Origin of the sequence: Paenibacillus sp. FSL H7-0357 (genome assembly GCF_000758525.1) — a bacterium.
Taxonomy (GTDB): Bacteria; Bacillota; Bacilli; order Paenibacillales; family Paenibacillaceae; genus Paenibacillus_AQ.
This window is the reverse complement of record NZ_CP009241.1, coordinates 5,724,675-5,738,526: the sequence shown is the minus strand read 5'-3', so window position 1 is coordinate 5,738,526 and position 13,852 is coordinate 5,724,675. Positions and strand designations below refer to the sequence as shown.

The window sequence follows — 13,852 nt, the reverse complement described above, 5'->3', positions numbered from 1 at the left end:
ATAAGAACGGAGTGACAACTTCTGTGGTGTACTATCTGATTGCGCTAATTGTGTTTTTGATTGACCAGGGTACCAAATATGTGATTGCTACCCGGCTGGAGCTCGGCGAGCAGATTCCGGTCATAAACGACTTCTTCATTATTACCTCCCACCGCAATAGTGGAGCCGCTTTCGGAATTCTTGAAGGACAGCAATGGTTTTTCTTTATAGTTACGGTTGTTGTTGTCGTCGGAATTGTCTGGTATATGAACAAGGCCAAAGCCTCGCGGAAGCTGCTTCCTACCGCTCTGGCATTGGTGCTGGGCGGAGCTATAGGCAACTTTTTGGACCGGATGCTGAACGGTGAGGTTGTTGACTTCCTGATGTTCAACTTCGGGAGCTACACCTTCCCTATTTTTAATGTCGCCGACTCCTGCATCGTGATTGGGGTTGGACTGATTATTCTCGATACACTGCTGGATATGAAGAGCGGAGAAGAAATCATCGAAGTTAAGGAATCAAAGGAAGTAAAAGAAGGGAATGAATGATTTGAACAAGGACGTCAATGAGCAGGCAGGTGCTATTGCCTACGAAGAAGAAAGGGACGTCACGGAGTGGATTGTTTCCGGAGAGAATGCCCGGGAACGGGTTGATAAATATATTACGGAGGCCTGGGAAGAAGAAATTTCACGCTCTCAGGTACAGCTGTGGATCAGCAGCGGACATGTTAAGGTAAACGGTTCTCCGGTTAAGGCCAACTATAAGCTGAATGAAGGCGATGTTATCGCTGTTACAGTTCCAGAGGCTGAAGTTACCGATCTGATTGCGGAGGATATTCCGCTTGAAGTGGTCTATGAGGACAGTGATGTTATTGTAATTAATAAGCCTCGCGGCATGGTTGTGCATCCGGCAGCAGGGCATCCGTCCGGTACACTGGTCAATGCGCTGATGTTTCATTGCAAAGATCTGTCCGGCATCAATGGCGAGATTCGTCCCGGGATTGTACACCGCATTGATAAAGATACTTCCGGTCTGATTATGGCAGCCAAAAATGATGCCAGTCATGCTTCACTCGCTGCCCAGCTCAAAGAGCACAGTGTAACACGCCGCTACATCGCAGTGGTGCATGGTAACCTGGCCCATAGCCATGGAACCGTAGACGCTCCGATTGGCCGTGACCCGCATGACCGCAAGCTGTACACGGTAACCGAGAAAAACAGCAAACGTTCCGTGACCCATTTTACCGTGCTGGAACGCTTTGGCGACTGCACACTGCTGGAACTGCAGCTGGAGACCGGACGGACGCATCAGATCCGCGTGCACATGAAGTTTATCGGGCATCCGCTGGTCGGCGATCCGGTATACGGGCGCAGCAAGGGGATTATGATGAACGGACAGGCTCTGCATGCCGCCGTACTGGGCTTTAAGCATCCTTCCACGGGTGAGTATATGGAGTTCAGCAGACCGATTCCGGCAGATATGGAAGAAGTGCTGTTTACGCTGCGCAGCAGATAAGTACAAATGAAGTGATCATAAATCCATGGTTTTGGAGACAATTTTGCTTCATATTTAATGATATATTTAATAATAGCCAGGAGATGAGAACAAAATTATGAGTATCGAACAGTATCAAGAGACTTTCATTCAGACTAATTTTGCGGACCGCATCGGCGGTGCGAATTACGGCAAAGATACAGCCATTTACAAATTCGAGAAAATCAAACGCGCCAAAGCATCGGCGAAACAGGATTTTCCTAATATTGAATTGATTGATATGGGCGTCGGCGAACCTGACGAGATGGCGGATGAAGGCATTGTTGCAAGACTTGCCATCGAAGCGGCCAAAGAAGAAAACCGCGGCTATTCCGATAACGGAATTCCTGAATTCAAAGCTGCCGCTGCTGCTTACCTGAAGGATGTATTTCGTGTAGAGGGGATCGACCCTGTAAACGAGGTTGTGCATTCCATCGGCTCGAAGCCGGCTTTGGCCATGCTGCCATCCTGCTTCATCAATCCGGGTGACATCACCATTATGACGGTTCCGGGTTATCCGGTACTGGGTACCCACACCAAATATTTGGGTGGACAAGTCTATACGGTGGAACTCAAGAGAGAGAACAACTTTCTGCCTGATCTGAATTCCATTCCGGAAGATATCGCCCGCAAAGCGAAGCTGCTCTACCTGAACTATCCGAATAACCCTACAGGTGCCAGCGCAACTCCTGAATTTTTCAGCGCCGTTGTAGACTGGGCCAAAAAATACAACGTCGTAGTCATCCATGACGCTCCATATGCAGCGCTGACTTATGACGGTGTGAAGCCGCTGAGCTTCCTGTCCGTACCCGGCGCGAAGGATGTCGGCGTAGAACTGCACTCGCTCTCCAAGTCTTACAACATGACAGGCTGGAGAATCGGGTTCGTTGCCGGCAACCCGCTGGTCGTGAAAGCATTCAGCGATGTGAAGGACAACAATGACTCCGGCCAGTTCATCGCGATTCAAAAGGCTGCCGCCTACGGTCTGGAACACCCTGAGATTACTGAAGCGATTGCTGCCAAGTATTCCCGCCGCCACAACATGCTGGTGGACGCGCTGAACAGCCTGGGCTTCAAGGCAGAGAAACCGAAAGGTTCTTTCTTCCTTTATGTAGCTGCACCAAAAGGTGTCAAAGGCGGACGCCGTTTCGAATCCGGCGAAGATTTCTCGCAGTTCCTGATCCGCGAGAAGCTGATCTCTACCGTGCCTTGGGATGATGCAGGTCCATTCGTACGTTTCTCCGTTACTTTTATCGCCAAAGGTGAAGAGGAAGAGAAACGTGTAATCTCCGAAATTCAAAGACGCCTCAGCGACGTTGAATTCGAATTCTAAAATAACGGGCAACTAAGAAGCCGCCGCAGAGAAATCTGCGGCGGCTTCTTGTTGCAGCATGCTCAAGATAGGCGGTAAGAATTTCTGTGAAAATTGTTAATATAACGGAATAAAGACTCCCCATTATCTTCGACAGCAACCCCCTGCTTCAGCGGGCGCAGCATTGCCTGATACGGCTCCGGCACCCAAATATATTGATGGATATACGGTGTCAGCTTGAAACCATTCCGTTCCCAGAAATGAATACGCTCAAGATGCGCAGCTGTGTTTCCGCCTTCCACTTCAATGATGATTCCACTGGCGTTATGCACTTGTTCAGCCCAGTGAATGATTTTTTCCAGAAACAATGAGCCAAGGCCTTCTCCGCGCGACTTCTTGGCAACTGCCAGATAATCAATGATAAGCCGCTTGTCTGCCGTCCCTCCAACGATCCCGGTTACAGCCATTGCTACAACATGTCCATCAGCTAGGCCTGCATGCAAATACGCTATTCCTCTGTCCAGCATATTGTGCAGTATTCCTTCCGGTTTGGCCCCGCTGGGAAAAGCCTCCCGGTACATGGGTTCAATTAACTGCCACAAGCTATCATTCCAATGCGCAGCTGTGATAAATTCCAGTTCCATTATCAGTCGCCTCCGGTCTTCATCATATCAAAGCGGAAGCAGGGACGTAAAACAAGCAGAGGGTAAGCCGGCAGTTTATTAGTTTCTCGGTCATGAGATGTAAACTATATGAATGGAAAATGGTCTAATGGTCTTGATCATCATCAGCTTATGAAACAAGCTGGCGTTCTTTTTTGCTTCTTACTTTTAAACTGAAAAATTCCACGTTTAGGTGGAAGCAGTGGAGGGGATTTTGGAACTGTAGGAGCGAATGCGTCCGCCTTTAGGTTTGGATTTCTACCGCTAGTAGCGGTATCAATCAAGGAATCCAAACCTAACAGCGGCCGAAAGTCCAACATTCCCGCAGTCTGCGTCCTTTCACCTAAATCTCCTCCAGTTTTTCTGTTCCCACTGCCTCCCATTTGACACAAGCCATGACTTCTGTCATAATTCTGTTAAATGAATATGCGCCTTTAATTCAGTCCCGTGAGGCTGGCAAGGTAACGTGAATCGAGGTTCGCGACTTAAGGAAGGAATCCGTATGAGTACGGAGGGCCTTTTTATGCGCGCGGACACGCCATCTTTTTGAATCTGCGGATTTCACTCCTTGCCTGCTTTGGGCAAGGAGTTTTTTGATTTCCGGGAGCTTGAACGGGCGTACAAGCAGGAGGATGACGGATTATGGTTACTGAGAAAAATGTCATTATGGATGAAACGGCAATTCGCCGCGCACTGTCGCGCATTGCCCATGAGATTTTGGAGAAAAACAAAGGTATCGAGAATTGTCTGCTGGTAGGCATCCGGACACGCGGCATTTACCTGGCCCAGCGGATCGCAGAACGTATCAAGGAAATTGAAGGTGTTGATATTCCTTACGGCGAGCTGGACATCACACATTACCGCGATGACCGCGAAGGCGGAGATAACCGGGAAGAGATGGACCGGACGGTAGTGAAAAGCTACCTGACCCTGCCGGAAGGCAGCAGCGGCATCCACGACAAAAAAGTGATTTTGTTTGACGATGTGCTGTACACCGGACGCACGATCCGCGCGGCGATGGATGCCCTGATGGATTGCGGACGGCCAAGGATGATCCAACTCGCTGTACTGGCTGACCGTGGACACCGGGAGCTTCCGATCCGTCCGGACTACATCGGCAAGAACGTACCTACCTCCAGGCATGAGCAGATCGAAGTGGCGCTGACCGAATTCGATGGCAAGGATGAAGTTTACATTATTTCAAACCGGGAGGAACGATAACAATGATGACGGCAACCAAGGTGAAGGAACGCAGTCTGCTGGGGATTAAAGAGCTGGACAGCTCGGAAATCCGTGAGTTATTGGAGAGAACAGCGTACTGGGACAATCAGGCCGAGAAGCTGACCCCGGTACTGAGATCACATTTTGTTGCCAACATGTTTTTTGAGAACAGCACGCGCACCCGCTTTTCCTTCGAAATGGCCGAGAAACGCCTTGGCGTTCAGGTGCTGAATTTCACGGCTGCGGCTTCCAGTGTAGAAAAAGGCGAGTCGATCTACGATACAGTACGCACACTGGAATCAATGGGGATCGATGCCGGAGTTGTGCGTTTGAAGCCTGCGGGCGTGCTGCAGCAGCTGGCCGAGAAGGTGTCCATTCCGCTGATCAATGCCGGAGACGGTAATAACGAGCATCCGACACAAGCACTGCTGGACCTGTACACAATGAGCAAAAATTTTGGCGGGCTGAAGGGCCTCAAAGTTTCGATTATAGGGGATATTATGCATAGCCGGGTTGCACGCTCGAACCTCTGGGGACTGACAAAGATGGGGGCCAAAGTGCAGTTCTGCGCACCGGAGAATATGCAGGCGCCGGAACTTGCTGCCTACGCTCCTTATGTGAGTATGGAAGAAGCGCTTAAGGCTGATGTAGTCATGATGCTGCGGGTTCAGCTTGAGCGCCATGCATCCGGCATACTGCTGTCTGCCGAGGAATACCGGAAACAGTATGGATTGACGGAAGAACGGGCGGCGCGGCTCGATAAGAACACGATCATTATGCATCCGGCTCCGGTGAACCGCAACGTAGAGATTGATGACGCAGTGGTCGAAAGCAGCCAATCGCGGATTTTCCCGCAGATGTCCAACGGCGTGCCTGTGCGGATGGCTGTAATGGAGAGAGCCCTTCAATAGCAACTCTCCAAGTTAAAAAAAGCTGACATAAATACACTAATAAATATACACAAAGATGAATTTTTATTATATAATAATCAGAGAGCTTGCGGCTGCGGCCTGCAGGTAAAAGGAGAATCATAACCGTGATCATTAGAAACGCCAGCGTGCTCAACCAGGAAGGCGAGTTAGAGACTAGACATATCGTAGTTCAGGACGGCGTAATTTCCGCAATTGAGAGTAATCTGGATGCGCTCGACGAATCCGCTGAAATCATAGAAGCCGAAGGCAAACTGCTGATCCCGGGACTGATTGATATGCATGTGCATCTCCGCGAGCCTGGCTTTGAGCATAAAGAAACGGTAGAAACCGGAGCACGTTCGGCTGCCAAGGGCGGATTTACTACCATCGCCTGCATGCCGAATACACGCCCGGTAACGGACAGCCCGGAAATCGTACAGTTTGTGAAGGATAAAGCGCGCGAAGCCGGACTGGTGAAGGTGCTCCCTTATGCGGCGATTACGAAAAATGAGCTGGGACGCGAGCTGACCGATTTTGCCGCACTTAAGGAAGCTGGAGCCATTGGTTTCACGGACGACGGAGTAGGCGTACAGACAGCCCAGATGATGAAGGATGCCATGAAATTGGCTGCCGGGCTGGATATGCCTGTAATCGCGCATTGCGAGGACGATTCGCTGGTTGAGGGCTGTGCGGTCAACGAAGGCAAGTTCGCAACCGCGCATGGCCTCAAAGGTATTCCGAACGAGTCGGAAGCGATCCATGTCGGACGCGATATTCTGCTGGCTGAAGCAACCGGTGTTCACTATCATGTCTGCCACGTCAGCACGGAACAATCGGTGCGGCTGATCCGCCAGGCCAAGCAAATCGGCATCAAGGTGACCGCGGAGGTATGCCCGCATCATCTGCTGCTGTCGGAGGAAGACATTCCGGGCATGGATGCCAATTGGAAAATGAACCCGCCGCTGCGTTCGCGCCGCGACGTGGAAGCCTGCATCGAGGGTCTGCTCGACGGGACGCTGGATATCATCGTGACCGATCATGCACCGCACAGCGAGGAAGAGAAAGCGAAAGGCATGCAGCTTGCACCGTTTGGCATTGTCGGATTTGAGACAGCATTCCCGCTGCTCTACACCGCTTTTGTGGCAACCGGCAAATGGGACCTGTCCCTGCTGGTGCAGCGGATGACCGCTGATCCGGCCCGGGTGTTCCGGCTGAATACAGGCCATCTCACGGTTGGGGCGCCTGCCGATTTGACGCTGATCGACCTCAAGGAGGAGCAGGAAGTAGATCCGGCTTCATTTGCCAGCAAAGGACGCAATACTCCCTTTGCCGGATGGAAGCTTAAAGGCTGGCCGGTTATGACATGGGTAGACGGCACAGCGGTATGGACTAAAGCTAATTAATGAACTGGTGGAGCGAAGATGCCGGCTGTATGGGGCAAGGTGAACATGCGGCGGCATTTTGGCGCGTTACACTCCGCTAATGATGCAAGGCATAGAATCAGACTACAGAAACAAGAAGGAGTGGATGGGAATGCAGGCGAGATTGCTGCTACAGGACGGAACGCTGTTTACAGGCACCGCATTTGGCGCTGAAGGCGAAAAGACGGGCGAGGTTGTTTTTAACACAGGAATTACGGGATATCAGGAGGTGCTGTCGGACCCTTCGTACTGCGGGCAAATCGTCACCATGACTTATCCGCTGATTGGAAATTACGGCATTACCCGCGATGATTTCGAATCTGTGCGTCCTTTCGTACACGGCTTTGTTGTACGCCGCCATGAGGAAGTGCCAAGCAACTGGCGCGCCGAATACAGCGTGGATGACCTGCTGAAGGAATATGGCATTCCCGGAATCAGCGAGATCGACACGCGGATGCTGACCCGCATTATCCGCCACCACGGCACGATGAAGGCCATTCTAACCACTTCCAACAAACGTGTGGAAGAGCTCATGGAAATGATGGGCGACACGACCATTGAGGAGCTGCGCAATCAGGTAGCCCGGACATCTACAACCAAAACGTACAGCAGTCCGGGGAACAAAGAACGGATCGTGCTGGTCGATTACGGCGCGAAGACCGGTATCCTGCGCGAACTGAACAGCCGCGGCTGTGATGTTGTAGTCGTGCCGCATGATGTGACTGCAGATGAGGTCCGCCGCCTGAACCCGGATGGCATTCAGCTCTCCAACGGCCCTGGGGACCCTAAAGACGTGCCGTATGCCGTCAACACGATCTCCGAGCTGCTCGGCGAATACCCGATCTTCGGGATCTGTCTGGGTCACCAATTGTTCGCCCTGGCTTGTGGCGCCGACACAGAGAAGCTTAAATTCGGCCACCGCGGCGGGAACCACCCGGTTAAGGAGCTGGAGAGCGGACGCTGCTTCATTACCTCGCAGAACCATGGCTACACAGTAAACGAGGATTCAGTTGTCAATACCGAGCTTGAGGTTACGCATATCAACAACAATGACAAGACAGTTGAAGGACTCAAACATACCCGCTACCCCGCATTTTCGGTGCAATACCATCCGGAAGCGGCGCCGGGACCGCATGACAGCAGCTATTTGTTCGACCGTTTCCTGGAAATGATTGCTGATCACAAAGCGAAGACGCCAGCAGGCTCACGCCAGGCCCAGCTTGCCGCAAATGCCAGAATCACGGCACCACAACCCAAAGCACAGCTTGAAGCCGTGAAAGGAGCTCTATAACATGCCAAAGAACGATAAACTTAAAAAGATTCTCGTCATCGGCTCCGGCCCGATTGTCATCGGCCAGGCTGCCGAGTTTGACTATGCAGGAACACAGGCCTGCCAGGCGCTCAAAGAAGAAGGCGTGGAGGTTGTGCTGATCAACAGCAACCCGGCCACGATCATGACCGATACCAATATGGCCGACAAGGTATACATCGAGCCGATTACACTTGAGTTTGTTACGGCGATTATCCGCCAGGAACGCCCGGATGGCCTGCTGCCGACACTGGGCGGACAGACCGGCCTGAACATGGCCGTGGAACTGGCCCGCGCAGGTGTGCTGCAGTCGGAGAACGTGAAGCTGCTGGGCACACAGTTGGAATCCATCGAGAAAGCAGAAGACCGGGATTTGTTCCGCGAACTGATGCGCGAGCTGGATCAGCCGGTACCGGAGAGCACAATTATCACGACTGTGGAAGAAGCGATGGGTTTTGCCGCAGGAATCGGCTACCCGTTGATCGTTCGTCCGGCCTATACGCTCGGTGGAACCGGCGGCGGCATTTGCGACAACGAGGAAGAGCTGCGTGAAACCGTCAAAGCGGGTATCCGTTACAGCCCGATCGGTCAATGTCTGGTGGAGAAAAGCATCGCCGGTATGAAGGAAGTTGAATATGAGGTTATGCGGGACGCGAACGACAACTGTATCGTTGTCTGCAACATGGAGAACTTTGATCCTGTCGGCGTACATACAGGCGACAGTATCGTTGTGGCACCAAGCCAGACGTTGTCCGACCGCGAATACCAAATGCTGCGCAGCGCGTCACTTAAGATCATCCGCGCGCTGAATATCGAAGGCGGCTGCAACGTGCAGTTCGCGCTTGATCCGCAAAGCTATCAATATTATGTCATTGAAGTAAATCCCCGGGTCAGCCGCTCCTCGGCGCTGGCGTCGAAGGCGACCGGTTACCCGATTGCCAAAATGGCAGCCAAAATCGCTCTCGGCTACACCCTGGATGAAATTGTTAACCCGGTTACAGGACAGACATACGCCTGCTTCGAGCCGACACTGGACTATATCGTCAGCAAAATTCCGCGTTGGCCGTTTGACAAGTTCACATCGGCGAACCGTAAACTGGGCACGCAGATGAAAGCAACCGGCGAAGTCATGGCGATTGGCCGTACCTTTGAAGAGTCGATTCATAAAGCAGTCCGTTCCCTGGAAATCGGTGTCCACCGTTTCCGCCTGCCGGGCGCAGAGCAGCTGGAAGACAGCGTGCTGCGGGGTCGTCTCGCCAAAGCGGATGACGAGCGGCTGTTCCTGATCGCGGAAGCGTTCCGCCGCGGCTACGGCCTGCAGGAGATTCAGGATATCACCAGCATTGATTGGTGGTTCCTGTCCAAGATTGAAGGCCTGGTGAACTTCGAGGATGTGCTGCGCAGCGAAGAGACGCTGAGTGCCGAAACCTTGTATCAAGCGAAACGCAAAGGGTTCACTGACCGGGCAATTGCCGAGATCCGGGCGGAAGGACGTCCGGGCGGAGCTCAGACGAAGGAAGTGGATGTTCGTGCTATGCGCCTTGCGCAGGGACTAACTCCAGTCTTCAAGATGGTAGATACATGCGCGGCTGAGTTCGAAGCCTCCACACCTTACTACTACTCCACTTATGAGACGGAGAATGAGGTTATCCATTCCGACAAGCAGAAGGTTATCGTGCTCGGGTCCGGACCTATCCGGATCGGTCAGGGGATCGAATTCGATTATAGTACCGTACATGCGGTCTGGGCGATCCAGAAAGCCGGCTATGAAGCTGTAATCATCAACAACAATCCTGAAACGGTATCGACCGACTTCAACACCTCGGACCGGCTCTATTTTGAACCGTTGTTCTTCGAGGATGTCATGAATGTCATCACCCAGGAGAATCCGATTGGCGTTATCGTCCAGTTCGGAGGACAAACTGCCATTAACCTTGCTGCGCCGCTGGCTGCAGCCGGTGTAAATATTCTCGGCACCAGTCTGGAAAGCATCGACGAAGCTGAAAACCGCAAGAAATTCGAAGCGCTTCTGGCCCGTCTGAATATTGCACAACCTAAAGGCAAGACGGTAACCGATGTGAGTCAAGCCGTAGAAACAGCTCAATCGCTGGGATATCCGGTACTTGTACGTCCTTCCTATGTACTGGGCGGCCGTGCAATGGAGATTGTCTACAACGATGCGGAATTGCTGAGCTACATGGTTGAAGCGGTGAAGGTGAATCCGGAGCATCCGGTGCTGATCGACCGCTACATGCTGGGCAAAGAGGTTGAAGTTGACGCGATTTGCGACGGCGAGACCGTAGTCATCCCTGGTATTATGGAGCATGTAGAACGTGCGGGTGTCCACTCCGGTGACTCCATCGCTGTCTACCCGCCGCAATATCTGGATGAAGGCCTGAAGCAGAAAATAAGCGAAATCACCATCAAGATTGCCAAGGAACTGAAAACGATTGGCCTTGTCAACATCCAGTTCGTCATTTACCAGAATGAAGTATATGTGATCGAAGTGAATCCGCGCTCTTCGCGTACGGTTCCTTTCCTGAGCAAGGTAACCGGCATTCCTATGGCCCATCTGGCTACCAAGATCATTCTCGGCGGCAAGCTGAAAGACGATGGCTACACAGAAGGCCTCTGGCCGGAAAGCGACTATGTGTCGGTAAAAGTGCCGGTGTTCTCTTTTGCCAAGCTGCGCAGAGTGGAGCCTACCTTAGGACCGGAAATGAAATCGACCGGCGAAGTTATGGGCCGCGACAAGCTGTATGCCAAAGCGCTCTATAAAGGTCTGATCGGAGCAGGCATGAAAATTCCAACAACCGGAGCAATCATCGTTACGGTAGCAGACAAAGACAAAGCTGAGGCAGTTGAGCTGATGAAGGGCTTCCACGCCATGGGCTACAAAATCATTGCCACCGGCGGTACGGCGCAAGCCCTTGAACAGGCAGGCCTGAACGTGATGAATGTCAACAAGCTGGATGAAGGAGAGCCGACGATCCTTGATCTGATCCGCGGTGGTCAGGCCAACTTTGTCTTCAATACGCTGACTAAAGGCAAAACGCCAGAGCGTGACGGCTTCCGTATCCGCCGTGAAGCGGTAGAGAACGGTGTCGTATGTATGACCTCACTGGATACGGTAACGGCGCTGCTCATCATGCTGCAGACGATCAACTTCTCGTCGCAGTCCATGCCAGCTTTTGTCGGACAATAACCTATAGATGTATGAGCAGCCCATTCGGGCATGCCACTGGAACGGTTTGCGTTATCGCAGACCGTTCCGCTATGCCCGGGGACCCGGTAACCGTTAAAAAATGACCAAAGGAGCTGAACCGTACGTGAAACAGATGGACCCACAGCAGCTTGAACACGAGAATATCGGAGAAATTACCAGACGGGATGAAATGGCTGGGCGGCTGATGATTGCCCTGGATTATCCTGATGCAGCGCAAGCGAGGCTGCTCATTGAGAAGCTGGAAGGTATTCCTTGTTACATGAAGGTTGGGATGCAGCTGTTCTATGCAGCCGGACCAGACTTCATCAGAGAACTGAAGGCCCGCGGTTATTCCGTGTTCGTCGATGTCAAAATGCATGATATCCCCAATACGGTGCGGGGTGGGGCGGAGAGCCTTACGATGCTCGGTGTGGATATGTTCAACGTACACGCCTCCGGCGGCTCGGCCATGATGGCTGCAGCGCTGGACGGGGCTGCCCAGGCGGTTAGCCTGCACCCGTCGCTGAGAATGCCGCTGATTATCGCAGTGACACAGCTCACCAGCACCAGTCAGGCAGTGATGAACAGCGAGATTGGCATTGCCGGGAATGTAGCGGACACCGTGGTGCGTTACGCCAAGCTGGCGGTTGAGGCCGGCCTGCACGGCGTGGTAGCTTCACCGCAGGAGTCGGCGGCGATCTCTGCCGCGTGCGGCCCGGAGTTCCGCACGGTTACCCCGGGCATTCGTCCGGCAGGGTCTTCCCTGGACGATCAGTCCCGGGTGATGACACCGGGACAAGCTATCCGGCAAGGCAGCCACTACCTTGTAGTGGGCCGGCCTATTACGGCTGCGGCGGATCCGCGCGCAGCCGCACTATCTATTATTGAGGAGATGACTCAAGCATGAGCATATTATCGAATACAAGCCAGCAAGTCGCCAGCTATTTGCTGGAGATTGGGGCAGTGGCGCTGCGTCCGCAGGAGCCTTTTACCTGGACCTCCGGCATCAAGTCGCCCATCTATTGCGACAATCGCCTGACCATGTCCGTTCCGGCAGTTCGCGGCTACATTGCCGCTGGCTTCGCAGAGCTGATCAGAGCCAGCTACCCGGACGCTGAAGTGATTGCGGGCACAGCCACTGCGGGTATTCCGCATGCGGCCTGGGCGGCCGACAAGCTGGATCTGCCGATGGCATATATCCGCGACAAAGCCAAAGGCCACGGCAAGCAGAACCAGATCGAAGGCATTATCTCTCCCGGACAGAAGGTCATTGTGATTGAGGACCTGATTTCTACCGGCGGCAGCTCCATTAAGGCGGCGCAGGCCGTACAGGAGGCCGGAGGAGAGGTGCTGGCCGTACTGGCCATCTTCAGCTATGAGCTGGACCGGGCCACCGAGGCATTTGCGGCAGCTGGTGTGCCGCTGCAAAGCTTGTCCAACTACAGCACATTGATTGATGTAGCACTGAGTCAAGGCACAATCGCTGAAACCGATGTAGCGCTGCTGCAGTCCTGGCGCAAAGATCCGGCCTCGTTCGGCGTGTAGCAGAATTGTATCCGGAATGTTAGCCGGGGTTATCCGGCAATGTTTTTCAGGCCCTCACCGCAAGGTGAGGGCCTTGCTGTTTTTTTATTGGCGGATACCTTATTCGGCGGCTTATATTTTAAAAACTGGGCATGATAACTTCAGGGAAGGAAGACATCCATTATCGTAACAAAGGAGAAGAAGGCATCATGAACTGGATATACTTCGCGAAGCTGTTCAGGACGAGATTTCAAGCAGGCTGCCTGGCCAAGAGGCTGGAGCAGGACGGTTGGATTTACGGCTATCATGATCCGCGATTTGTGGAAATTTATCGCTCCCGCAAGGGCCGCTACGGGGTGCGTTTCCTGCCCTGAATAAATTAACAAAATCATCCTTGACTTTAGTGCCTGGTATATTGTATATTAACTATTGTCGCTGTTTGAATATGATTACTGACGCGGGGTGGAGCAGCCCGGTAGCTCGTCGGGCTCATAACCCGAAGGCCGCAGGTTCAAATCCTGCCCCCGCAACCAATTTATTTCCTACAGCCATTGTATATCATACGGATACTTTAGATCCGGGCCCTTAGCTCAGTTGGTTAGAGCGGTCGGCTCATAACCGATTGGTCACAGGTTCGAGTCCTGTAGGGCCCACTTCACTAAACCCCTTGCCTAGCAAGGGGTTTTTGCTATATGTAGGCTCGTCGGAGCGAATATGCTTGAGTGGGGAAAGGCCATTTTTTTAAGCTTGCTAACGGATTTGCTAACGGAGACTT

The 13,852-nt window shown here is 52.7% G+C and carries 12 protein-coding genes and 2 tRNA genes; 13 read left to right on the top strand and 1 reads right to left on the bottom strand.

Features of this window, described 5'->3' with window-relative positions; translation table 11 throughout:
- Positions 1–23 precede the first annotated feature (23 nt).
- The 3 genes from lspA (at position 24) to H70357_RS25445 (ending at position 2,845) form a co-directional block, all read left to right on the top strand.
- Positions 24–527 carry a signal peptidase II gene (gene lspA / locus H70357_RS25455; protein ID WP_038595337.1) on the top strand — a complete coding sequence of 168 codons (504 nt, stop codon included), beginning with the start codon at positions 24–26 and terminating at the stop codon, positions 525–527.
- Positions 520–1,494 carry an RluA family pseudouridine synthase gene (locus H70357_RS25450; protein WP_038595336.1) on the top strand — a complete coding sequence of 325 codons (975 nt, stop codon included), beginning with the start codon at positions 520–522 and terminating at the stop codon, positions 1,492–1,494. The genes lspA and H70357_RS25450 overlap by 8 nt, the downstream gene beginning before the upstream one ends.
- Positions 1,495–1,591: 97 nt before the next feature.
- Positions 1,592–2,845 (top strand): LL-diaminopimelate aminotransferase, encoded by a 1,254-nt coding sequence (locus H70357_RS25445; protein WP_038595334.1) that lies wholly within the window; start codon positions 1,592–1,594, stop codon positions 2,843–2,845.
- A 62-nt stretch (positions 2,846–2,907) separates the two neighbouring features.
- Here the strand turns inward: H70357_RS25445 and H70357_RS25440 are convergent, their stop codons facing one another.
- Positions 2,908–3,468 carry a GNAT family N-acetyltransferase gene (locus H70357_RS25440; protein WP_052092252.1) on the bottom strand — a complete coding sequence of 187 codons (561 nt, stop codon included), beginning with the start codon at positions 3,466–3,468 and terminating at the stop codon, positions 2,908–2,910.
- Positions 3,469–4,128: 660 nt separating this feature from the next.
- Between H70357_RS25440 and pyrR the strand changes: the two genes are divergently transcribed.
- The 10 genes from pyrR to H70357_RS25395 all read left to right on the top strand — a co-directional run bounded on the left by pyrR (position 4,129) and on the right by H70357_RS25395 (position 13,730).
- Positions 4,129–4,707: a bifunctional pyr operon transcriptional regulator/uracil phosphoribosyltransferase PyrR gene (gene pyrR, locus H70357_RS25435; protein ID WP_038595333.1), complete on the top strand. Its 579-nt coding sequence runs from the start codon at positions 4,129–4,131 to the stop codon at positions 4,705–4,707.
- A gap of 2 nt (positions 4,708–4,709) precedes the next feature.
- The gene (locus tag H70357_RS25430; RefSeq protein WP_038595331.1) at positions 4,710–5,618 is read left to right on the top strand and encodes an aspartate carbamoyltransferase catalytic subunit; all 909 of its coding nucleotides are present in this window, start codon (positions 4,710–4,712) and stop codon (positions 5,616–5,618) included.
- Positions 5,619–5,737: 119 nt separating this feature from the next.
- Positions 5,738–7,021: a dihydroorotase gene (locus H70357_RS25425; protein WP_038600449.1), complete on the top strand. Its 1,284-nt coding sequence runs from the start codon at positions 5,738–5,740 to the stop codon at positions 7,019–7,021.
- Positions 7,022–7,151: 130 nt separating this feature from the next.
- The gene (carA, locus tag H70357_RS25420) at positions 7,152–8,330 is read left to right on the top strand and encodes a glutamine-hydrolyzing carbamoyl-phosphate synthase small subunit (RefSeq protein WP_052092251.1); all 1,179 of its coding nucleotides are present in this window, start codon (positions 7,152–7,154) and stop codon (positions 8,328–8,330) included.
- Position 8,331: 1 nt separating this feature from the next.
- Positions 8,332–11,553 (top strand): carbamoyl-phosphate synthase large subunit, encoded by a 3,222-nt coding sequence (gene carB / locus H70357_RS25415; protein ID WP_038595330.1) that lies wholly within the window; start codon positions 8,332–8,334, stop codon positions 11,551–11,553.
- 133 nt (positions 11,554–11,686) lie between these two features.
- Positions 11,687–12,460: an orotidine-5'-phosphate decarboxylase gene (gene pyrF / locus H70357_RS25410; protein WP_052092663.1), complete on the top strand. Its 774-nt coding sequence runs from the start codon at positions 11,687–11,689 to the stop codon at positions 12,458–12,460.
- Positions 12,457–13,098, top strand: a complete 642-nt coding sequence (pyrE, locus tag H70357_RS25405; protein WP_038595328.1) for an orotate phosphoribosyltransferase — start codon at positions 12,457–12,459, stop codon at positions 13,096–13,098. The genes pyrF and pyrE overlap by 4 nt, the downstream gene beginning before the upstream one ends.
- 188 nt (positions 13,099–13,286) lie before the next feature.
- Complete coding sequence (locus H70357_RS36395; protein WP_019909365.1) at positions 13,287–13,451, top strand: hypothetical protein; 165 nt, start codon at positions 13,287–13,289, stop codon at positions 13,449–13,451.
- An 82-nt stretch (positions 13,452–13,533) separates the two neighbouring features.
- Positions 13,534–13,610, top strand: a tRNA-Met gene (locus H70357_RS25400).
- Positions 13,611–13,656: 46 nt separating this feature from the next.
- Positions 13,657–13,730, top strand: a tRNA-Ile gene (locus H70357_RS25395).
- Positions 13,731–13,852 lie beyond the last annotated feature (122 nt).